This window comes from Desulfopila aestuarii DSM 18488, from assembly GCF_900143695.1.
GTDB classification, from domain to species: Bacteria; Desulfobacterota; Desulfobulbia; order Desulfobulbales; family Desulfocapsaceae; genus Desulfopila; species Desulfopila aestuarii.
In genome coordinates this window covers 45,908-68,425 of sequence record NZ_FRFE01000013.1, presented here as the reverse complement: position 1 = coordinate 68,425, position 22,518 = coordinate 45,908, and the positions used below count along the sequence as shown (strand labels likewise).

Sequence of the window (22,518 nt, the reverse complement as noted above, 5' to 3'; positions counted from 1 at the left end):
TTTATACGTGAACGCCACACAGAATACGTGGCCCTGGAAGGTCCTGCTTGCGGTCATCCTGATAGGGATGGCCGCAGCAATTTATGGGTCCGTAAAAAAGATCGACTATGAATGGCGCTGGTACAGGGTTCCTCAGTACTTTGTGTACCAGGGGGAAGAAGTACATAAAATTCCATTTGATGGGAGAATTACCGCTGTAGTCGCCAATGGTGATGTGTCAACAGTGACCATGACTTCAGAGTCCGATGAGGTGAAGACCGTCACTGTTGACACCAAAACCATAAAGGTTTCCGAAGGGGAGGATCTCTTTGTCGGTGATACTGTCGGTTTCACCGCCACCTGGCATCTCGGGCCTTTGGTGAAGGGATTGTGGACGACGATGTGGTTGTCTGCCATCTCCAGTGTTCTTGCGCTGGCGATCGGGTTATGCACCGGTCTGGCGAGGATTTCCAAAAATTATACGGTCAATATGCTGGCGGCGATCTATGTGGAGATCATTCGCGGTACACCGCTTCTGGTACAGATTTTTATTGCCTACTTCTTTATCGGTACGGTGTTTAACCTCAGCCGGAATGTGGCGGGTGTTGGGGCGCTGGCGCTTTTTGCCGGAGCCTATGTGGCCGAAATAGTCCGGGCGGGTATCCAGTCGATTCCACGCGGTCAGATGGAGGCGGCCCGTTCGCTCGGCATGACCATGCCCCAGGCAATGATGGATATTGTTCTGCCGCAGGCGTTCAAGCGTATTCTGCCCCCGCTTTCCGGCCAATTCATCAGTTTGATCAAGGATTCCTCCCTTGTCTCCGTTATTGCCATTACCGACCTGACGAAATCCGGCCGCGAAATCATTACCAGTACTTTTGCAACCTTTGAGGTTTGGCTGGTTGTCGCCGCAATGTACCTGCTTGTGACATCGCTTCTGTCGCAACTGGTTTTCTACATGGAACGGAGGCTCGCGATCAGTGATTAGTGCACAGAATGTGACAAAGATTTTCACCGGTCGCGGTATTACTGTCCGTGCGGTGGACAATGTATCTGTGGAAGTGGCTTCAGGAGAGGTGGTGGTCATTATTGGACCATCTGGTTCGGGCAAGTCCACCTTTCTCAGGTGTATCAACGGCCTTGAGTTATTTAACAGCGGTCATATCTTTATCGATAAGGTTGATCTGGCCCATAAGAAAACCAACCTGAATCATATCCGTGCTGAAGTTGGCATGGTGTTCCAGCAGTTCAACCTCTTTCCGCACAAAACAGTGCTGGAAAACCTGACGCTTGCCCAAATGCGGGTACGTAAACGTTCCAAGGCGGTCGCTATAGAAAAGGGGCGGCAGCTGCTGAAAAAGGTCGGTATTTCCGAAAAGGCTGATGAATATCCTTCTCGCCTGTCCGGCGGGCAGCAGCAGCGTGTGGCCATAGCCAGGGCTCTGGCGATGGACCCCAAGATTATGCTGTTTGACGAGCCGACCTCAGCTCTTGATCCCGAGATGGTGGGTGAAGTCCTTGACGTCATGAAACAGCTGGCCCGTGAGGGCATGACCATGGTCGTGGTGACCCATGAGATGGGCTTTGCCCGTGAAGTAGCCGATAGGGTCATTTTCATGGATGAAGGCAAGGTTGTGGAGGTTGGGACCCCCGAGCATTTCTTTACCAATCCGCGTGAGGAGCGGGCCAAACTGTTCCTGAAGCAGGTGCTGTAGAGAACCAAATCCGGGCTGGCCGGTTGTTGCGAATACAGGGTAGGCGTGACATGAAACGAGAGTGAGGATAATCACCATTGGGGGTTATCCTCACTCTCGTTTCATGTCACGCCTACTTTTGTTTGTACTACCCGTGCATCGATTTGGCACATCGCTGGAGGAGGGGGGCAATAACGATATTCTCGTGTACCGTTGCTTGATGAATGGAAGAGTGGTATAGGGCAATATATACTTTATGGAAGAAGTGTTGGAAAAGGCTGCTTATGAACCGGGCCTGTTGGTGGCCGGTTCAAGAGGTTTCGACTGATGACTATCCGTTTTTTCCCTGACCTTTTGGGAAAAGCGGTGAAGGCGATATGCAAAGGGGAAAGAAATGGCAACAAGTGCATCAAACTACAAGAAGACATATCCGATTTCCTGGGAACAGCTGCATCGTGACTCCAAGGCCCTGGCCTGGCGATTGCTCGGTCATGACCCATTCAAGGGGATCATTGCCATTACCCGCGGCGGGCTGGTGCCGGCTGCCATTATTGCCCGTGAGCTTGACATCCATCTGGTGGATACCATCTGCATTTCCAGCTACAACTGGAAAGATAAAAAAGGCAACGCGGAAATGCTGAAGACATTTGAAGGTGACGGTGAAGGGTGGCTGTTGATTGACGATCTGGTTGATACCGGACGCACGGCCCAGATCGTGCGGGAAATGGTGCCGAAAGCCCACTTTGCTACAGTCTATGCTAAGCCTGCCGGTCGTCCGGCAGTCGATACCTATATTACCGAGGTGAGCCAGGATACCTGGATTCTCTTTCCCTGGGATACCGAATCACAGTTCGTTACCCCCCTCGTCGGCCAGGATAAAAAGTAGAGACATGTTGGTGAGGAAATGGACATACTGTTCTTTTTCAATGGCTATACCTGATAAAATGCTGAGAGTCCTTTACCTGACGGAGGTTAGGAAATAGGATATAAGGGGAAGCCATTCATCTAAAAAACTTTGTCGTTTATCATTCACCCTCTGCACGAGAAAGTCATGCCGAATCCGGTAGAGATGTTCCGACAAACAGATCCTGAAATGATCACCTCCCTCATTGAATCATTGCCGTTGCACGTGTTTGCTAAAGACCGGGACGGGCGGTTCATCTATGCCAATCGCTGTTATTGTATCAGGCTTGGCAGGTCTTTGGAAGAACTCGTCGGTCTAGATGATTTTGATGTTCATCCTCATGAGTTTGCAAGGAAATATCGGATTGACGATCAGCGCATCATGGAAAGTGGTCTCTCAGAGCAAATTGAGGAGTTCTGGCAAAAGCATGACAACGATGAAGATAATGGATGGGTTATGGTCATCAAGGCTCCCCTTCGCAATCATGGGAGTAATGAGATCGTTGGGACAATTGGGGTTTTCTGGGATATTAGCGATAAGAAGAAGGATGAAATAGCTCTGGCTGAAGAGCGCAATCTGCTGAGAACCTTGATCGACAATCTACCCGATTATATTTACGTCAAGGATGTTGAGTCCCGGTTTTTAGTGGCAAATGTGTCAGTAGCCCGCTTGATGGGGGCAAATCGACCAGAAAAACTGCTGGGTAAGAGGGACAGGGATTTTTACCCCGAGGAACAGGCGAAAATGTTTCGCGACGACGAAAAGTCCATTATTGCCTCGGGGGTACCTGTTATCGAGAAAGAGGAGTGTCTGACAGATCATACAGGGGGCAGGCGATGGATACGTACCACAAAGGTGCCGCTAAAAAACATCCAGGGCGAAACCAGCGGAGTAATCGGGATCGGTCACGATGTGACTCGACAGCGGGAAGCCGACAAAGAGCGCCAACGCCTCGAAAGCCAGTTGCAGTATGCGCAAAAGATGGAGACGATTGGTACCCTTACAGCTGGTATTGCCCACGATTTTAACAATCTGCTCTCTGTTATTAACGGCTACACTGAGCTGATCCAGTTGACTACACCTTCGGACAGCCCGCAGTATGAAAATCTTGGCAAGGTGCTGACGGCTGGCCGGAACGCTGCCAAGCTGATCGGGCAATTGCTGGCGTTTAGTCGTAAGCAGGTTGCCCAGTCCAGGGTTGTTAACCTCAACAGCCAGTTGCAGATGATTCTACCGATGCTCACCGAGCTTCTTGGTGAGAATATTACTGTCAATCTGGTGTTGGAAGAACAACTGTGGCCGGTACGGATAGATCCCGCTCAGCTGGAACAGGTTGTAGCCAATCTCGCTACCAACGCCAGGGATGCTATGGAGGGAAATGGAGAGCTGACAATCACTTCCGCCAATGTTACCGTGAGTAGTTCATCTCCGGCGATTAATCCGAATTTAGGACCAGGTGAATGGGTTATGTTCGCGGTAAGGGATACGGGGGAAGGGATCCGTTCGGAGGCGAAAGATCATCTTTTTGAGCCGTTTTTCACCACGAAATCCCGCGATCAGGGGACGGGGCTTGGCCTGGCCACTGTGTTCGGGATAATAAAACAGAACAAAGGCCACATTTTTGCCAATAATTGTGGTGACAGCATTGGGGCCGAGTTTCAGGTCTTTCTTCCCAGAGTAGATGAACCTGAGTCTCCACCGGAACAGGAACCACAGCTGGTGGAAAAGGATTTCCGGGGCAGCGAAACCATTCTGGTGGTTGAAGATGATGCGGAGGTACGGAATCTGGTTGAAGCCATACTCACAGACCATGGATATACTGTCCACACTGCCCAGAACGGGGCGGAAGCAATTCTGGCCTTTGAACAGAGAGGGAAGGAGTATAGCCTGATCCTTACCGATGTGATCATGCCAGGTATAAACGGCAAGATGCTCGCCGATGAAATAGAGCGCCGAAAGCTCAATAAAAAAATCCTGTTCATGTCAGGATATACCGGTGAGACCATCAGCAAATATGGTATTCTTCAGCCGGGAGTTGAATTCATTCAGAAACCGTTCAGCAGCAGCCAGCTGGTTCGCAAAGTCCGTACAATACTGGATAGCTGAGCAGAAACTGGTTTTAGCGATAATCCATCACGAAGAACTTCATCCTATCCGGGGAAACGAGTATGTTCTATGTCTATGATCTGGACGGCCTTCGCTTTCGCGGACCAATGGAAGCACTCGAACGGGAGCGCAAGGTCGAACGCCGTGCTCCTGTCCAGCCGCTGAAAGGTGGAGCCAGGACTACGCCTTTCCCGGAAGAGGGTGGCCGCCCGGCACCGAATAGCCTGGCCGTAGCCGCCTATCTTCAGGTTATGAATCGCGAGAGTATGGTGGAGCCCCTGGTCCATATCTATCAGATAATGAACAGTCCGGTGGAAACCATAAACGGTGATACATCGTTGCTGGAGGCCTGGCGAACCCTTGAGCGGCTCGGGCTCCGGCAACTGGTAGTTGTTTCCGAGAGGAACCTTGTTGCGGGTATGCTTTCAGACAGGGACATCCTCAAGCGCATTAATATTATTGGTGACGAAGTGGAAGTGGAGCTTACCCTGAAAGTTGCTGATGTCATGCAGCGGGAAGTTGTCGCCACAGACTCCATCAGCGACATCCGCCGCGTTGCGCGGGTGATGGCATTTTCCCATATCGATTCGCTTCCTGTCACCCGTGAGGATGGCCAACTTGTAGGTATCGTCACCCGGGGAGATATTCTGCGAAGCTTTGCGGAAAACCCCCGACTCAATCTCTGGGGATGATACGCTTCGATTACAAGGCGTGTTTCGGGTTTCCACACTGTCATTTTTCATGACAAGCGGCATCATCAATACCTTCAACGATAGCAAAAAAATCATCTGTATCTTTTCGTTGGTCATCTAACTTGATGTGGCGGTCAAACTGTATGTCTGTCGCCTGACTACGCTAACTGATGGATAGCTTTGCAGAAACCGAGTTTCTAAACGTGTATCATGTTGTATGTTTGTGATTAATTCTCGTTCAGTAAAAAAAAATATACGCTGCATATGCATTTTTTGCTTGAGTTACTGTGAAGGGTTTGATAAATAAAATTGATAGAAGTCGATGATGCCATCGGGAAATATGTTCCGGTAGCATCATCGCCTGGCCTCTACAATCTGGGCAGGGTTGTCAGGTCAGCAGCTTTCTTCTCTCGTAGTATTTTTTGCAATAATACATTAACTACTTGAGATTGAAGGCATTTAAGGGGACATTCTTTCTTTTTCCATATCGCAGTAGAGTTGAAATTCGGGCAATGTGATTGCCTGGATCCGACGACGTAATGTGTTCGGCTGTTGTGTGTCGTCCGCAATAAACGGATGCGCAGATCACCAAGTGAGGTGAGAAAGACGGTGATGAGCATGGCCTCACGTAGGAAACCAAGTTTCAAATAAGAATTTGGCTGTTATGCCAATGGTGTACATGGGGACAAAATATGTTCCGAATAGGTTTTGGGTTGTCTGGATGGGGTGATCATCGCAATGCATGGGCGGCTTGGGGGCCGGTTGAAAACCGCTGTTCAGATCCACACAATGCTAACTGTCCGGTTGACTGTCCTGATGCCGGCAACAACAAGAGGAGGGTTACAGCTTGGGGACAGAGCAAGCAGAAATTACGGTGGGTAGAAGAGAGGTCGAGGTCTCCTGGTGCAGTACTGGGGGGATGTTCGGCTGAGAACAGTGACTGATCAACCATCACTATCCATTTTAAGGGAGATTGACAAATGCAACAGGATCAAAAAGTACCCGCGCAAGCGTGGATTACGACATTTGCTGGCACCTCCATTAACCTTTGTCTAGGCATCCTGTATGCCTGGAGTATCTGGAAAGCTGCACTGGTCAATGTGGAAAAAGCGGGCCAGGCATTTCCTGCAGACAGCATGAATGCGGGTTGGGTCTATTTGACCAACGCGCAGGCGGCAACGCCGTATACGCTGTGTGTTATTATCTTTGCTGTATTCATGATTCCGGGTGGTAAAATTCAGGATAAGATCAGCCCGAAATTTGGTGCAACTCTCGGTGGCCTCTTGCTGGCCTGTGGTTGTATTATCGCCGGGGTAATGAAGAGTTATACCGGTCTGCTTATTGGCTTCGGTATCCTCGGTGGTATGGGTATGGGCATCGGTTACGCGGCCCCTACACCTGCAGCTCTGAAGTGGTTCGGCCCGAAAAAGCGTGGTTTGATCTCCGGTCTTGTTGTTGGCGGTTACGGTGGCGCAGCACTATACATTGGCTATCTTGGTCAGTATCTGATTGATAAGTATGGTGTAACGGGCAGCTTTATAGGTCTTGGCTGTTTCTTTGCAGTGGTGGTTATTATTGCAGGTCAGTTGTTGAAGACCCCGGAAGCTGGTTACGTTCCTCCTGGAGTCGATACATCTCCACAGGCTTCATCTGCACCGAGCTATGTTGCCAACTGGACAACCGCAGAGATGTCAAAAACCTGGCAGTGTTATGCCCTCATCTTCATGTTCATGCTTACGACCCAGTCTGGACTTCTTATTATCAGCAGTGCTGCCGGTATCCTGAAAACAACGGCTAGCAACATACCATTCTTCATGGCCAATGCCTGGCTGCTGGTTTCATTCGGTGGCTTTGTCAACGCGGCTGGTCGTGTCGGAACAGGTGCGTACTCGGATAAGATTGGTCGGACTAATGCCTATGCGTTGAACTGCTCAATCTCTGCACTCTGCCTGTTTGCCCTGCCAATGGTTACAGCATCGAAGAATGTCCCGCTGCTGTTCCTCCTGGTTGGTGTGGCGTACTGGCAGTACGGTGGTGGTCTGGCGCTTATGCCTTCCTTTACCGCTGACTTCTTTGGCCCGAAAAACATGGGAATGAATTACGGTATCGTCTTTATCGGCTGGGGTCTTGGTGTATTCGTTGCCAAACTCGGCGGTTGGATCCAGGATATTACTGGTAGTCTGAACTATGCGTTCTATCTTTCTGGTGCCCTGTTGGTGGTCGGTGTCATCGTGGCGCTTTCCGTCAAGAGGCCGAACTATGCCAAATTCAAAGGTGAAACAAATGTAGAACATGTGAGAGTTTAAACTCTCTGGACGGTTGTATCGTTTCTTACGAAAGCACAGGAGTATTACGATCGTATCAATCATTCATCACGAATAAAGGAGAAAATTCATGAGTGACGACAGCAAAATCGTATCGACTTCCGAAGCACAGATTGCCGTTCACTGGAAAGAAGAAGAGTTGATCAATCCGTCTGAGGAATTTATTGCCCAGGCCAACCTGACAGACAAATCGATTTATGAGCGTTTCAGCCTGGCGAATTTTCCGGACTATTACACTGAATTTGCCGATCTGCTCACCTGGTACAAGAAGTGGGATGAAGTACTCGATACCAGTGATGCACCATGCTTTAAATGGTTCAAAGGCGGCAAGCTGAATGCCAGCTATAACTGTATTGATCGTCACCTGGCTAAGAACAAGAATAAAACAGCCATCCATTTCGTCGCTGAGCCTGAGGATGAAAGGGTAAGCCATATCACCTATCAGGAACTCTATACTCGTGTTAACGAGTTTGCGGCCCTTCTGAAAAATACAGCGAAACTGAAGCGCGGCGATCGAGTGACTATTCATATGCCGATGTCTGCAGAACTGCCGATTACCATGCTGGCCTGTGCCCGTATCGGTGTTATTCACTCAGTAGTTTTTGGTGGTTTCTCATCCAGTGCCTGTGCCGACAGGGTTGTTGACTCCAACAGCCGGGTTCTGATCACCATGGACTCCTATTACCGGGCCGGAAAACTGCTCAACCACAAAGAGGTTGATGACGAGGCCTGTGCTCTGGCAGAGAAGGGCGGACAGAAAGTTGACACCATGCTGGTATGGCAGCGCTACCCAGGCAAGATGTCATCACCGTCGCCTCTGGTCGAGGGTCGTGATATCATCGTCAATCAGGAATTGAAGAAATACTATGGCGCTCTCGTCGAGCCTGAGCAAATGCTCGCTGAAGAACCTCTGTTCCTGATGTACACTTCCGGCACCACCGGCAAACCCAAAGGCGCTCAGCACGGCACCGGTGGTTATCTTGCCTATGTCACAGCCATGTCAAAATACATCCAGGATATTCATCCTGAAGATGTCTACTGGTGTATGGCTGATATCGGCTGGATTACCGGTCACTCCTTTATCGTATACGGCCCGCTGGCGCTTTGCGCTTCTTCGGTGATCTATGAGGGCGTACCGACCTATCCGGATGCCGGTCGTTCATGGCGGATTGCCCAGGAACTCGATGTCAATATCTTCCATACCGCACCGACCGCGATCCGCGCCCTCAGGAAGGTCGGACCGGATGAGCCGCAGAAATACAGATATAAGTTCAAGCATATGACGACGGTTGGCGAGCCGATTGAGCCTGAGGTCTGGCGCTGGTACTATAACGTTGTCGGTCGGGGAGAGGCCGCGATCGTTGACACCTATTGGCAGACAGAGACCGGTGGTTTCCTCTGCTCTACCGTACCGGGTATTCAGCCAATGAAGCCGGGCAGTGCTGGACCGGGTGTTCCGGGTATTCATCCTATCGTTTTTGACGAGACTGGCGAAGTGCTTGAGCCGGGCTGTGGCAAGGCCGGCAACATCTGCATCCAGAATCCGTGGCCGGGTATGATGCAGACAGTATGGGGTGACAGGAACCGGTTCGTCGAGAGCTATTTCGGTATGTACAATAAAGACCGCAATAGCAAGAAGTGGCAGGATTGGCCATATATGACCGGTGACGCTGCAGTGGTCGCCAGTGATGGCTATGTCCGGGTACTTGGCAGGATCGACGACGTAATCAACGTTTCAGGGCATCGGCTCGGTACCAAAGAGATCGAGTCTGCGGCTCTCACCGTGCCTGAAGTCGCTGAGGCTGCGGTCGTTCCGGTTGCCCATGAGATCAAAGGCAAGGAGCCGGAGCTGTATGTCTCCTTAAAGCCGGGAATCGAGGCCACACCAGAACTGCAGAAGAAGGTTGCTGATGCTATCACCTTCCAGATTGGCAAGATCGCCAAGTGTAAAAACGTCTGGATCGTGCCGGATATGCCGAAGACCCGCTCAGGTAAGTTGATGCGCAGGGTACTCGGTGCAATCTCAAACAAGGGTGATGTCGGCAACGTTATGACTCTTGCGAATCCTGAGATCGTTGAAGAGATCAGGAAGATGGTTCAGGGATAAACACGGTACTGCACAACTTTTAATGTCGCAGTAGCAGGCACGGGCGAGTGAGCAGACTGGCCTGTGTGGTGAGGGGGAGCCGCTTGTCGGTTCCCCCTCATTCTTTTTGAAGAAAAATCGCAGGTGGTTGAATGAAAAAAAAGCTCGAGTCCCCCTCGGGACTCGAGCAATGGCAAAACATATGGTGACAAACAAACGGATCAGATAGTACCTGCAGCCCGCATGGAATCCGCCAGGAGTTCGACCACGAATCTGGTCTTTTCATGGCTGTTATGTTGTGCCAGGTTGTCGGCAATGTGCATCACGCAGGTCGGGCAGCCAGTTGCGACCATATTGACGTTTGCCTCTTGAATATCCTTGATCTTGTGATTGTTGATCTTGATTGAGGTGTCGTAATGGGTGATGCAGTAGCTGCCGGCTGAGCCGCAGCAGGTATCGGCATTTTTCATCTCGGTGAATTCAACGCCGGGGATCATCTTCAACAGATTACGCGGCTGGTCCTTGATGCCCTGGCCGCGAACCATGTGGCAGGGATCGTGGTAGGTCACCTTGTAGGGCAGGCGACTCAGCTGCTCCGGCTTGATCTCAAGATTTTTTTCGATGAATTCGTTGATATCAAAGACTTTGCTTGTGAATTCCTGCAGCTCGGGGCTGTCATCAATGAAAACCTTGATCTCTTTTTTCAGTGACATTCCGCATGAAGAACAGGCCACAACGATGGCGTCGAGATCATATTTCTGAAAGAGCTCGAAGTTATGCACCATCAGTCGCTTGGCGCCTTCATAGTCGCCATTGGCCAGAACCGGGGTGCCGTTGCACTTCTGGGCTTTTGGAATGACAACTTCATAGCCATAGCCGGTGAGGATATCCACCACCGATTTGGCCACGTTAGTGTAGATCAGGTTGCCGGCGCAACCGGTGAAGTACCCGATTCGGGCTTTACGCGGACCGTTTTTCGCCGGACTTACCTCGGGCAGCATTGATTGGGCGCTACGAATGGCAAGCTGCGGAAAATTTCTGCGCTTGGAAAAACCAAACAGCGGGAAAAGATGCCGCACTGGATTCTTCGGGCCTATGCCGAAGAGTACCTTCTGCGCGATACCGACAATGGCGCATCCGAGGGTGATTGGCCATTTGCGCCAAAGGAGCTGTCGGAAGATCAGCGCCTTGAAAAAATGGAGCCCGCGTTGGGTTGTGATATACCAGCGCATGCGAAGGACCACATTTTCAGGTTTAACACCAGCCGGGCAGTTGGCGGAGCAGGTCTTGCAGTTCAAACATTCGTTAATGGCCTGCTCAACCCTTTTGGTTATCTGAAGATCGCCAGAGACGAGTTTCTGAGCGATCTTGTTTTTCCCTCGTGCGACGAAAAGTTCATTGCCGAACTCCTTGAAAACCGGGCAGACACTGCGGCATTTGCCGCACTGCATGCACTTCTGGAATTCCTTGGTCGCTTCAAGGAGATGTTGTTCTGCGAGTTGTTTCTGCGATATATGTGCATTCATTGGCTATCCATCCGTTCTCAGGCTGCTTCGCCAGGCATGTCGAACATTTTACCTGGATTGAGAAGATTTTTCGGGTCAAACATGCGCTTCATGTCCTGCAGCATCTTGATGCCGGCGTCCCCGATCTGGTTCTTCAGGTAGGGCTTTTTCTCGAGGCCGATGCCGTGCTCGCCGGAAATAGTACCGTCGAGATCAATCGCCAGCTGGAACAGCTCGTCAACAGCTTTGTGGCAGCGAGCCATTTCTTCCTTATCGCTCTGGTCGATGAGGAACGTCGGGTGGAGGTTACCGTCGCCGGCATGTCCAAAGATGCCAACCTGCACATTGTGTTTCTTGGCAATGGCGGTGATGCCTCGAACCATATCGGGCAGAACGGAACGCTTGACGGTGGCATCTTCGAGAATAAGGTTTGGCTTGACACTGGCGAGGGCGTTCAAAGCGACACGGCGGCCGGCAAACAGGGCGTCACGCTCGGCGGTGTTCTGGGCACGCTGGAACTCGCGGATATCGTTTTTCTTGACCTGCTCTTCAATAACGGACATCTCCCATTTAGCGGAATTCATCTCACCGTCGGTTTCGATCAAGAGAACAGCTTCAGCGTCGCGGGGAAGACCGCAATCCTTGAAGTTCTGGACAGCGTTGATGGTGGCGTTGTCCATGAACTCCATTGTCGAGGGTGTTACGCCAGCGGCGATGATGTCGGAGACCGCCTGGGCGGCGCTGTCGAGGCTGTTGAAAATGGCGAGTGCCGATTCACGATGCTGGGGGATCGGTAACAGTGCCAAGGTGACTTCGGTCATGATGCCAAGCAGCCCCTCGCTGCCGACAAAGATCAGCTCCGAGTTGAAACCGGCAACGTGTTTGACGCATTTGGAGCCGACGGTAACGATGTCGCCCTGCGGTAGAACTACTTTGAGCATTTTCACGTAATTCTTGGTAACGCCATATTTCAGACCGCGCAAACCACCGGCATTCTCAGCTACATTACCACCGATGGTGGAGAACGCGACGGAGCCCGGATCCGGCGGATAGAAGAGATTGGCTTCGGAAACGATCGGGTCGATGTCAGAGGTGGTGAATCCGGCCTCAACAGTGATAAGACGATTGTTTGGGTCAAACTCGATCATCTTCTTCATTTTATCCATGGAGAGGACGATGCCCTTTTTTAGCGGAATGGAGCCACCGGAAAGGCCGCTGCCTTGTCCGCGCGGGGTTACCGGAATCTCTTCACGGTACGCCATTTTCATGAGCTTACTGACCTGCTCGGTGGTGGTAGGGAAGACAACAGCTTCAGGTTCAATTTCCACCGGTGCGGCGTCATAGCTGTAGGCGATCATGTCCTCGCGTTCGGTGAGAACGTTTTCCTGGCCGAAAATTGAGACCAATTCATCGATAATACTTTTCTTCATTGTCATGTAGCTCCATTCGCTGAAAATGCCTGAGACGATGGTGAACCTATCACCTGCTCTGCCGCTTGCCGCCAGCACCCCGATACAGTCACACATCTAAAATGTGTTTGCACCGACCCTGCTGACGTGATTTGAAACCCGATTTCCTTTGCTGGTGTGTCGTTCTGCTTGCGACCAGCTAAAAGGTAGTACCAATATTAGGAGATACCATTGTCGTTGTCAATACCAAAGTGACCATGGTGGATTTTGCTGGTGTTGCATGTGGTCACAGATGCGACATTTTGTCTGTAGTGTTGGGCGCGGATGGGGTTGGCTGCGTGGTACCATTATTGGTAGTACCAATGTGCTCAGCGACTGTTTCAGGCGAAAATCTATCGGAATTTTCGATTGGGAAAGTTGTTTCCAAACAGAGAGAAGTGCTGTCTGTAAAATGGAGAGGGTCGAACAAACAATCGGACTATCATTTTTGTTGCTGCGGATGACGGTGCATCTGGGCAATGATTTGTGCCGCACTCTTTCTTTTTTTTCTGAAGATCCTGGCAAGTTCGTCAGCTGTAGACGGGAGCCCTTTGTTTGTTTCGTAGAGATCGAACAGTTCGTTGTAATATTTAAAGAAAAATAGAAAGAGATCCTGGTAGCAGTCTTCGGAAAATGAATTAGTGATGACTTTAGTCAGTTTACCGTTTTTATCTGCTATCATTTTAGTGGTCTGGAATGGTTCGATGGTCTGTTGGAACAAGCGGGTCACGTGTTCCACATCCCGGCCTGAACGGATGCGTTCAAATTCATCTTGAAAGCGGGAGATGGTAGAGCAGACAAAGCGGGTGATTTTGTTCTGGTCAAACACCTTTTCCGCCTTCTGCAGAGCGCTTTCAAAGAGCCATTTGCTGCTGGTGCTCTCCTCCTTGACTCTCGCTTCTACGTCGGCTACTCGCTGGTGGATGATTTTTTCAATCTGGGCTTCCTTTTGCTGCAGTTCGAGTTCCCTTGCTTCTAGTTGGGCTATGCGTTCTTCGAAATCCCTGAGCAGATGAGGGAAGGCCTTGCGACTGACGGTATGATCAAAATAGGCGTCAAGTTCCTTCGCAATCAGCGCAATTTCACGAATCTCATCTGATTGGGACATATTGAGCGATCCAGTAAAAACCCCATCCAGGTGATCGGTTGCGTCGGAAATGCGTTCACGGTTATCGCGAACGACCTGGACCGAAAGGTTTGCCGACGCCTGAACAGATGAGATCACTGCGGCAATGGCATCCCGCACTGGGGCGTTGTCGGTTTCAAGGTATGCGGTAAGGGTTACTGCCTTGTGGAGTGGATTGATGTGTTCCATGCCTGAATGTTTCAGTTATACAGCTTCATGAGGAATGAGTAGCATCTATCTGGTGAACAGGAGGCTGATCGTAAGCAACGGGCTTTAGGCCAACCATACAGATTGTATTTCATAATATATAGCATATGTTTTTGGCATCCTGCTGTGAAAGGAAATCTGCCATATTCCGGGATATGATCTTTTTTTTCGCTCTTCCTTGAATATTCATGACTACCTGCGTTACTCTTGCAGGAGAGGTCGAAAAGGTCGGTTGGTTAATTATCCACGTGTTTTGAGGTCGAGAATGATTGAGTATTGCAAACAACGTCTGAGTATTAAAGTGCTGATGGTCCTTGTTGCCATTCTGGTTGTTTCTTTTGCAGCACTGGGGCTGTCCGTCATTTCCAAGCAGGGAGATCTGCTGACAGAGATGCGGACGGGTGTTCGCGAAAAACTGCAGAAAACAGGTAAAGATGCAGAGTCGTTGTTTGCCTCTCTGGAAGGGAGTGTCGATGAACAGTTGACGGCCATGGGAAAAGAGACCGCAGATAGCCTTTCAACAGCAACTTCTGTGGTATTGTCTGCCGAGGAAGAAAATATCCGGCAAGGTATGAACAACCTCTTGGTAAGCAATGCCAAGGCCGTGGTTTCGGTGCTCGGCAAAGTTGCCGAGGATGCGATAATGGCCAAAGAGTATGATCAGCTGGTCGACTTCAGCCGATCTGTTGCCAAGACGGAGGAGATCGTCTATGTCTTCTTCCTCGACCAGAATGATACCTTGCTGCCTGGTTATATCAATGTGGTGGATGATCTGATACTTTCCTATCTGGAGAAAAGTGGTCTGAGCGACGAGGAAGACCAGTTACTGCAGATGAAGGGGATTCTCGATGAGTCGAAAAAGGATTCTTCGGTAATGTTATATGAGCAGGTGGTGGAATATTACAGTTTGCCCATCGGCAAGATCGTCATTTGTATATCGAAGGCTGGGGTGGCAAAGGAAATTGAAGCGTTGAGTGCAAGGTTTGAAACACTGAAAAAGAATAACGAAACGAGCATTCAGAAAGTCATTGGCGATGAATCGGCTGCGGTGGTTGCAAAAGTGAAAAGCGATCTTGCCGGTGTCGCAAGTAAAAACAGTCAGGCAATAGAGGAGACCGGAGCTATTCTGGCGACATCAGCCCAGGCGGTACGCTCAGGTGTCACATGGGCGGTACTGCTGGTGGGCACGATCTGCTGTCTTGGTGTAATTTTTGCTATGGCGGTCATGTTGCGGCTCATGGTTATTCGGCCGATTCTGGGAGTTACGGCGGGGCTGCATGATACGGCCGAGGGCGAGGGTGATCTCACCAAGCGGCTCAATGTTCAACGTTCTGACGAGATTGGTGTTCTGGCCAAGTGGTTCGATGTTTTTGTGGCAAAGCTCAATGACATTATAGTGGATATCGGTGCGAACGCAGAGACAGTGACAAGCTCTTCCATGGAGGTGCTTTCCGCTTCCGATCAGATGCTTGAGGAGTCGGATGAATTGAAAAGTAAGGCCAATGGGGTTGCGGTTGCCAGTGAGGAGATGACGGTAAGTATGAATTCCGTGGCGGCGGCCTGTGAGCAGGCTGCCACCAATATTGGTTTTGTGGCTCAAGCGGCAGAAGAGATGCGCCTTGCTCTCGATAGTGTGGTTATGGAGTGTAACCGGGCCCAAGGAGTAACGAGTTCCGCTTCCAGCCAGGTTCAGAGCGCGGCCACGAGAGTCAGTGAACTCGGCGAAGCTGCCAGGGAAATCAGCAATGTCAGTCAGGTAATTACCGATATCGCCGACCAGACCAACCTGCTGGCCTTGAATGCTACTATCGAAGCGGCACGGGCCGGTGAGGCCGGTAAAGGTTTTGCGGTTGTGGCAAGTGAAATCAAGGCTCTTGCGAATCAGACCCAGGAGGCAACCCAGCAGATCAAGGCAAGGATTGAATCGATTCAGACCTCCACGAATGATACCGTCAAGGAGGTAGGTCTTATTACCACAGTCATAACTGATGTGGAGACCATCATGGGAACCATTGCTGTTTCCATGACCGAACAGTCCGAGCGGGCCGCCGAGGTCGCCCAGAATATAGAGCAGGCCTCTCTGGGCATTGGTGAAGTGAACGAAAATGTGGCGCAGAGTTCTCAAGTGTCGGCGCAGATTGCCGGTGATATTGCCGATGTCAGCGCCGTGGCCCAGGATATGGCCAATCGCTCCCACCACATGCGTGAGAGTTCAGAGAGCCTCTCCGAGCTTGCCGGACAACTCAGGAAGATGATCAGCGTCTTTAAGGTGTCGATGAGTGATTCGAAACGAAAAGAAATGGCCGGCAGTAAAACTGATAAGGTAGTTCCTGATGTGTTTGTCTGGAACAACCGGTTGGTTACGGGGCTATCCGATATTGATGAGCAACACAAGAAACTGGTGCAGTTGATCAATGCTTTGCATCGGGCTATGAAATCGCGACTAGGTGCAGAAGAGTCGGGTCGAATTCTGGCGGAGTTGACGGATTATACTGTTTATCACTTTGGCTTTGAGGAGAAAATGTTTGCCAAGTACAGCTACCCGGCCACTGCTGAGCATAAAAAAGCGCACAAAAATCTGGTGGATAAGGTGATGGCGTTTCAGCGTGATTTTCAGGAGGGCAAGGCTGGCTTGTCAGTAGAATTGATGGATTTTCTCTGTGACTGGCTGCGGGAGCATATTATGAAAACAGACATGTCCTATGTTTCTCATTTTAAAGAAAAAGGCGTCAAGTAGAGTGTGCCAAGGCTGATGAGGAATGGTTCTAACCTGTTGGCACCGTTACCAAGAGGGCTGCGATGATTGATGAGAGACGCCGATGGTCGAACGATTCAGGATCGACCGTCGGCGTTTTTCGTTGGTGCGGACAAACAGAGGAGAACTGGGAAGAGTCTAGCTCCTCAATGAGGCCTGTTGTAACCCCGGATCATTGAGTCGTAGGTTGTTCATAATGATTTTATTTCGAGAATTTGTTATCGTTGTAGGGATTTGCCGATTTGAGGCAAAGTCTGACGAGTAATAGAATGACCAAAGATAAGTAAATCGAACGCTTTCATAGCAGTTTTCTTGCGGGGGCCGAGGTTCTTCCGGTTCGGAATAAAGCACGCAACCATATACCCAAAACGAGACACGATATGAAGACATTGACAACGCCCCGAATGGAGCAGTGTATTGGCTGCCATTCCTGTTCGCTTGCCTGTGCCCGATTGGTTCATCGTCGGCTGTCCTGGTCTACGGCTGGGATACGGATCACCTCATCGGGTGGTTTGTCAACCGGGTTTGTCGCCATCCGTTGCCTGGCCTGTGATCCCGCCCCCTGTGCGGCAGCCTGTCCCACCGGAGCTTTCAAGCAACGTGAGGGCGGCGGTGTGATAGTAAGAAAAAAACTCTGCATCCAGTGTGGAAAATGTGTCACTGCCTGCCCTGTGGATGCGGTATTCCAGAGCGCGCAGGGTGATGTCTTTGTCTGTATCCACTGTGGTCGCTGTGTGGATTTCTGTCCTCAGAATTGCCTTGAGATGCGCGAAGTCACCGAACTCGATGAGGTACTGCTATGATACGTGAACAGTTTCGGATACTGGTATTTAATCTGGCGAGCGGTATCGGTGAGTTTGTTCTTCTTGATGGCCGTGATCAGGTAGCTGGTGGCAGCGGTTTGGCTGCTCTTCTCTATGAACGCTATGGCAAGCACGATAAACCCTGGGATGATGAAGGGCAGCCCCTTATTTTTACAATCGGGCCGCTTACTGGGTATTTTCCACTGATGAGCAAGACTGTCTGTGGTTTTCGCTCATCCTATCATAATGAATACACGGAAAGTCATGGCGGCGGTAGGACCGCTCTGGCGCTGCAGTTTTGTAATCTGGACGCGCTGGTGATTGTCGGTAAGGCCAGGCGCCTATCTTGTCTTTATGTTGCCAATCGCCGGTTGGAATTGAAAGATGTGGAGTTCATGCGGGGCATGAATGCCGATAACGCCGGCAAGCTCCTGCGCCGCATCTTCAAGGGAGGGTCGGGGCATCGTTCCATCCTACGGATCGGGCCTTCGGGTGAGATCTGCTCCTCTATGGCCTGTATCAACGTCGATACCTACCGTCATTTCGGGCGGATGGGTGGCGGTGCCACCATGGGCGCAAAAAATTTGAAAGGCATCGTTATTCACGGTGAGGGTGATCTGGAACTACCGGCAGGCAAAGAGTACCTGAAGGTCTACCAGGAGGTCTACGACAAGGTGACCTCTACTGATATGATGCGCAAATATCACAACCTCGGTACCGCCGAAAATCTGCAGACGTTAAATGACATTGAATCACTTCCCTGGCTGAACCTGCAGAAAACGACAGATCCGGGGATTGCGCAAGTGACCGGCAAAGTGTTTGCCGATGAAACTCTTTTGCGCAACGGTGCCTGTGCCGGTTGCCCGGTTGGCTGCATCCATATCGGCTATATCCGTGAAAAGGCAAAGCTGGACAACCGCTACCACTATCATCAGGTCGCGTACGACTACGAACCGATTTTCGCGGTAGGCACCATGTTGGGGGTAACGGATGCCTTCGGGGTGTTGCGGATTCTCGATGAGATCGAAAAGGTAAGTCTTGATGCCATGTCGGCCGGGGTGGCGCTGGCCTGGGCCACGGAGGCAGCGGCCAGGGGCTTGGTCTCTGAAAATGAGACGCTTATTCCCCTTTCTTTTGGCGAGGTCGAACACTATCGCCAGGCGGCGATTCATTTGGGTCGCGGTACCAACGAATTTTACCGTCTGCTCGGTCAGGGCACGTTAAAAGCCGCTAAAGTTTATGGTGGTGAAGAGTTTGCCTGTGTGCTTGGCCAGGAAATGGCAGGATATGCCACCGGCGAGCTCTATTTCGCCGCCCAGACCCTCGGTTTTCGTCACTCCCATCTGGACACCGGGGCTTACAGCTACGACCAGAAACATACAGAGAAAGATGTAGAAAAAGCCGTCGAATTCCTCATGGCCGATGAGCCTGGCCGGGCGCTACTCACCTCAATGGTCTCCTGTCTCTTTGCCCGTGCGGTATATAGCGATGCTCAGTTGGCAGCCTGTTTGAAAAGTGTGGGCTATACGACACTCGCCGAAAACATGGACCATGTGAGCGAGAATATCCGACAATTGCGATGGCGGGTAAGGGCGGCTACCGGATTCCGGCCCGAGAACTTCTCGATCCCCAAACGTTTTACCCAGGTCAAGACCTGGAAAGGGCGGGTCGATCCTGCCTATATGACGGAATTAAAAGAAGAGTATGGGCGACGGATTATGGCGTTGATCGATGCTGGAGAAAAAGACTCGTAGGAGTAGCTACAAGTTGCGGTTTCTGTGCAGCCTGTTTATGCGGTCCTGAAGGATGCCAACGGTGATCCTCGATTCGCGGAAAAGTGATACGGAACCGACAATTAAACCGCCTACCGCGAGGAAGACCGCCAGTACTGAGGAAATGGCGAAAATCTGGTTCGCCGCATTGATATGGATGCTGACCAGGCTGGCCCCCAACAGGGAGACCAACGCACCCAGGGCAAAGCCGCCCAGGGACAAATAAAAGGAGCGGATCGCTTTTAACAAGTAAACGGCACGTTTTTCCGTCAGCAAAATCTCTGTGTCGAGCCGATCAAGTAATTCCGGATCATTTCCCTTTCTGGCCTCCACAATCTGTCGCGATAACTCTCGCGAACGATCGATGGCCCGGGCAAAGCGGTTGCTGGTGCTCAGTATCATGAGTGCTGAGGCATTGGTGAGTATGGCCGGGGCAACAATAAAGGTCAGGACAACAAATGGGTTTGCTTGTAGTTCACTTGCTCCGGAAGCCAGATCCATAGTGGGAAATACCTGTCGTAAATGTGGAAGATTAATGCAGTTTAAGACTGCAAATTGTTACGGTATATCGTTTTTTCTCTCTGTCAAAGCGTTTTCCACCCTGTTGCGTCCCAGGCTCTTGGCGCGGTAGAGCGCATCATCTGCTCTTCGCACCAGCCCATCCCTGCTCTCGTTTCTCGCCAAACATGCCACACCGAAACTTGCAGTCTGGCAACCTGGCACAGGGAAAGAGATTTCCGTTAACTTTTGACGTAAATGTTCGGCCTGGGCTGTGGCACCGGCCAGATCGTTCTCTGGGCAGACTACCAGAAATTCCTCTCCTCCCCAACGTCCTGCTACATCGCTTGCACGGATATCGCTTCTTAGCATTTCTGCGAATTTCACCAGCACGATGTCCCCAACCTGATGGCCGTAGGTGTCATTAACATGTTTGAAATTGTCGAGATCTATAAGGATGATAGAAAGATTACGCTGGTAGCGGCGAGTCCGGTCTATCTCCCCATCAAGCGTGGCCTCAATATGACGACGGTTGGCCAGGCCGGTGAGGGTATCGGTTCTGGAGATGCGTTCAAGTTCCAGGGTTTTGATTTTCAACTCTTCATGGGCTCTGGCTATTTTTCTATTCAGTCGCACCAGCTGCCAGTTCCAAACCAGTATCAGTCCAAGCAGCAGGCTGCCGCCGCCAAGGATTTTCCAGAGGAGACCGTAATCCAAGCGGTGTTCAAAGGTTAAGGATACCCACTTCTGGTAGACGGAGTCGACATCCTTGGTAGAGATCGCCCGGGTGACCTTGCTCATCACCGAATGCAGTTGCTGGGCATTTTTCCTCACTCCGATGCGAATGGTGTCCTGCAGGCCTGAATGACCCGAGACTTTGAGATTGTTGAGGCCGAGATGACGAATGTTGTAGGTGGCTACAGGCAGTGAGAGTAAGGCTGCATCGATATTTTCAGAAGCAAGTGCCAGCAGACAATCCGTTGCTGCGGGAAAAGCTACAAAGGTAACCGTCGGGTAATTCTTTGGCACCGATTCCCAGGTAAACTCCCCTATCGGAATGCCAACCTTCTTGCCGGCAAGGTCCTGCAGTCCCCCGATGAACCCCTCCTGCTCTCGTGTGATGATAGCTACGCTGTAGTTGAGGTACGAAGAGGTGAAATCGATATAACCACGCCTGTCAGGAGTTTCGTTTACCATCGGCACGATGTCACATTCCCCGCTCTGCACTTTCTTGAGTGATTCGGTGGCTGATGAGGTTGGTATGATGGTAAATGATGTTCCAAGGCGCTCGGCGAAGATCTCCAGGAAATCAGCGGTCATGCCGACAAGTTGGTTCTGATGGTAAGCTTCAAGCGGCATTCGGTCCGGAAGAACACAGGTGGTAATGGTTCTCTTTTCGGCAAGAAACGTTCTTTCTGTCGGTGTCAGGCCAATATCGTCGTCGCCGATTTGTCGCCCTTCACGGCTGAACCATTTCTGTTCCAGGCGGCCCATGTCTTCTGGCTGGAGGGTTCCGAGTGCCTTGTTCAGAATGGCAAAGAGAAGCGGTTGATTTTTCAGCACCGCAAAATGCATGGAGGATGTTTTTTGCAGTTCGTCATTATCGATCCATTTTGACAGTTTCAGGTCATGAAAGCCGAATTTTTTGATGAAATATGCTGCAATGCCTTCCTGCTCCACTGTGGCGAAAACCTTGCCCTGATCCACATATTCGAGGGCCTGTCTGGAACTTTCGACCTCAATTATATGAACTGCTGGATAATTTTTCTTAAAAAACTGGATGGATGACCAGCCCTTAGGCAAGGCAATGATTTTTCCTTCCAGATCGTGGAGCTCGCTGGTGTCGGCCGCATCCCGCCGGAGAATGAGAACATTTTTGCTGTGATAGTAGGGTGGTGAAAAATAGGCCTTTTCTTCACGTTCGGGAGTGACACTGAGAGAGTGGAGAAGGTCGATCTTTCCCTGGAAAAACATCTCTACCAGTTCGTCCCAGGTGAAACCGTTAATATACTGGAAACGAAGTCCTGATCGTTCCGAGAGCAGATTCATGAGGTCGATGCCAAACCCTTGAGGGGTCCCCGAAATTACGAAGTCAAAGGGCGGCCAGTCAAACTCGTTGGAGACCGTAATGGTAGGATGGGCATCCAGCCAGGTCTGTTCTTCAGGTGTGAGTTGAATTTTCGGTGTTGGTGATCCGCCCGTTTCCGGGGGGTGGTTTTCACCTCCAGCAGGTTCGTTTGATATGGCTGCGGCAATAGACGCCCAGCAGATAATGATTAAGCAGCAGAACCACCTCCGCCAGATAGCTCGTAACGCTGGAAAAATCTGTTCCATGAAAATCTCCTCGTGTTAACGCGATCCTCTTCGAGAAGCATACATACCATCGCCCAGAGATAAAAACAAACAGTACTCTTTTTCGATGTTCTCACCTGAAGTGCCTGCTCTGTTTCAGGATAGCCGCGATGGGAGATTTTATTTACCTGCTTGTTCTTTTTTTGCGGGCAGAAGGGGACCTGCTCGTCTTTGCCAATTGTCAAGAGTGGTTATGGTATGAGTGTCTGTAAGATAAAAACACTTTGCAAGTCCTATGAATTGCTGTTCTTCACGATATGCGTTCAA

At 50.7% G+C, this 22,518-nt stretch carries 15 protein-coding genes; 10 read left to right on the top strand and 5 right to left on the bottom strand.

Annotated elements, in window-relative coordinates; genetic code table 11:
* Window positions 1-7: 7 nt before the first annotated feature.
* The 7 genes from BUF15_RS13690 (at window position 8) to acs (ending at window position 9,806) form a co-directional block, all read left to right on the top strand.
* Window positions 8-967, top strand: coding sequence for an amino acid ABC transporter permease (locus BUF15_RS13690; RefSeq protein ID WP_073614072.1), 960 nt, complete (start codon window positions 8-10; stop codon window positions 965-967).
* A complete protein-coding gene (locus BUF15_RS13685; protein ID WP_073614071.1) occupies window positions 960-1,694 on the top strand; it encodes an amino acid ABC transporter ATP-binding protein in 735 nt (244 codons plus the stop codon). Before BUF15_RS13690 ends, BUF15_RS13685 begins: the two co-directional genes overlap by 8 nt.
* Window positions 1,695-2,067: 373 nt before the next feature.
* Window positions 2,068-2,559, top strand: coding sequence for a xanthine phosphoribosyltransferase (gpt, locus tag BUF15_RS13680; RefSeq protein ID WP_073614070.1), 492 nt, complete (start codon window positions 2,068-2,070; stop codon window positions 2,557-2,559).
* A gap of 165 nt (window positions 2,560-2,724) precedes the next feature.
* Window positions 2,725-4,683 (top strand): hybrid sensor histidine kinase/response regulator, encoded by a 1,959-nt coding sequence (locus tag BUF15_RS13675; RefSeq protein WP_073614069.1) that lies wholly within the window; start codon window positions 2,725-2,727, stop codon window positions 4,681-4,683.
* 62 nt (window positions 4,684-4,745) lie between these two features.
* Complete coding sequence (locus tag BUF15_RS13670) at window positions 4,746-5,375, top strand: CBS domain-containing protein (protein ID WP_073614068.1); 630 nt, start codon at window positions 4,746-4,748, stop codon at window positions 5,373-5,375.
* 980 nt (window positions 5,376-6,355) lie between these two features.
* Window positions 6,356-7,681 (top strand): L-lactate MFS transporter, encoded by a 1,326-nt coding sequence (locus BUF15_RS13665; protein ID WP_073614067.1) that lies wholly within the window; start codon window positions 6,356-6,358, stop codon window positions 7,679-7,681.
* Between the two features lie 88 nt (window positions 7,682-7,769).
* Window positions 7,770-9,806, top strand: coding sequence for an acetate--CoA ligase (gene acs, locus BUF15_RS13660; protein ID WP_073614066.1), 2,037 nt, complete (start codon window positions 7,770-7,772; stop codon window positions 9,804-9,806).
* Between the two features lie 200 nt (window positions 9,807-10,006).
* Here the strand turns inward: acs and BUF15_RS13655 are convergent, their stop codons facing one another.
* From BUF15_RS13655 to BUF15_RS13645, 3 genes are all read right to left on the bottom strand, one after another.
* Entirely contained in the window at window positions 10,007-11,311 is a 1,305-nt protein-coding gene (locus BUF15_RS13655; protein WP_073614065.1) for a (Fe-S)-binding protein, read from the bottom strand.
* A gap of 17 nt (window positions 11,312-11,328) precedes the next feature.
* Window positions 11,329-12,816, bottom strand: coding sequence for an FAD-binding oxidoreductase (locus BUF15_RS13650; RefSeq protein ID WP_200802386.1), 1,488 nt, complete (start codon window positions 12,814-12,816; stop codon window positions 11,329-11,331).
* A 364-nt stretch (window positions 12,817-13,180) separates the two neighbouring features.
* On the bottom strand, window positions 13,181-14,053 hold the full coding sequence (locus BUF15_RS13645; RefSeq protein ID WP_073614064.1) for a hypothetical protein: 873 nt from the start codon (window positions 14,051-14,053) through the stop codon (window positions 13,181-13,183).
* A gap of 283 nt (window positions 14,054-14,336) precedes the next feature.
* Here BUF15_RS13645 and BUF15_RS13640 point away from each other — a divergent pair, with 283 nt between their 5' ends.
* The 3 genes from BUF15_RS13640 (at window position 14,337) to BUF15_RS13630 (ending at window position 19,383) form a co-directional block, all read left to right on the top strand.
* On the top strand, window positions 14,337-16,808 hold the full coding sequence (locus BUF15_RS13640) for a bacteriohemerythrin (protein WP_073614062.1): 2,472 nt from the start codon (window positions 14,337-14,339) through the stop codon (window positions 16,806-16,808).
* Window positions 16,809-17,206: 398 nt separating this feature from the next.
* Window positions 17,207-17,629 (top strand): 4Fe-4S binding protein, encoded by a 423-nt coding sequence (locus tag BUF15_RS13635; RefSeq protein ID WP_073614060.1) that lies wholly within the window; start codon window positions 17,207-17,209, stop codon window positions 17,627-17,629.
* A complete protein-coding gene (locus BUF15_RS13630; RefSeq protein WP_073614058.1) occupies window positions 17,626-19,383 on the top strand; it encodes an aldehyde ferredoxin oxidoreductase C-terminal domain-containing protein in 1,758 nt (585 codons plus the stop codon). The genes BUF15_RS13635 and BUF15_RS13630 overlap by 4 nt, the downstream gene beginning before the upstream one ends.
* A 6-nt stretch (window positions 19,384-19,389) precedes the next feature.
* Here BUF15_RS13630 and BUF15_RS13625 read toward each other — a convergent pair whose 3' ends face one another.
* Window positions 19,390-19,902, bottom strand: coding sequence for a DUF2721 domain-containing protein (locus BUF15_RS13625; protein WP_073614056.1), 513 nt, complete (start codon window positions 19,900-19,902; stop codon window positions 19,390-19,392).
* Window positions 19,903-19,959: 57 nt separating this feature from the next.
* Window positions 19,960-22,233 (bottom strand): diguanylate cyclase, encoded by a 2,274-nt coding sequence (locus BUF15_RS13620; protein WP_073614054.1) that lies wholly within the window; start codon window positions 22,231-22,233, stop codon window positions 19,960-19,962.
* Between the last annotated feature and the right edge of the window lie 285 nt (window positions 22,234-22,518).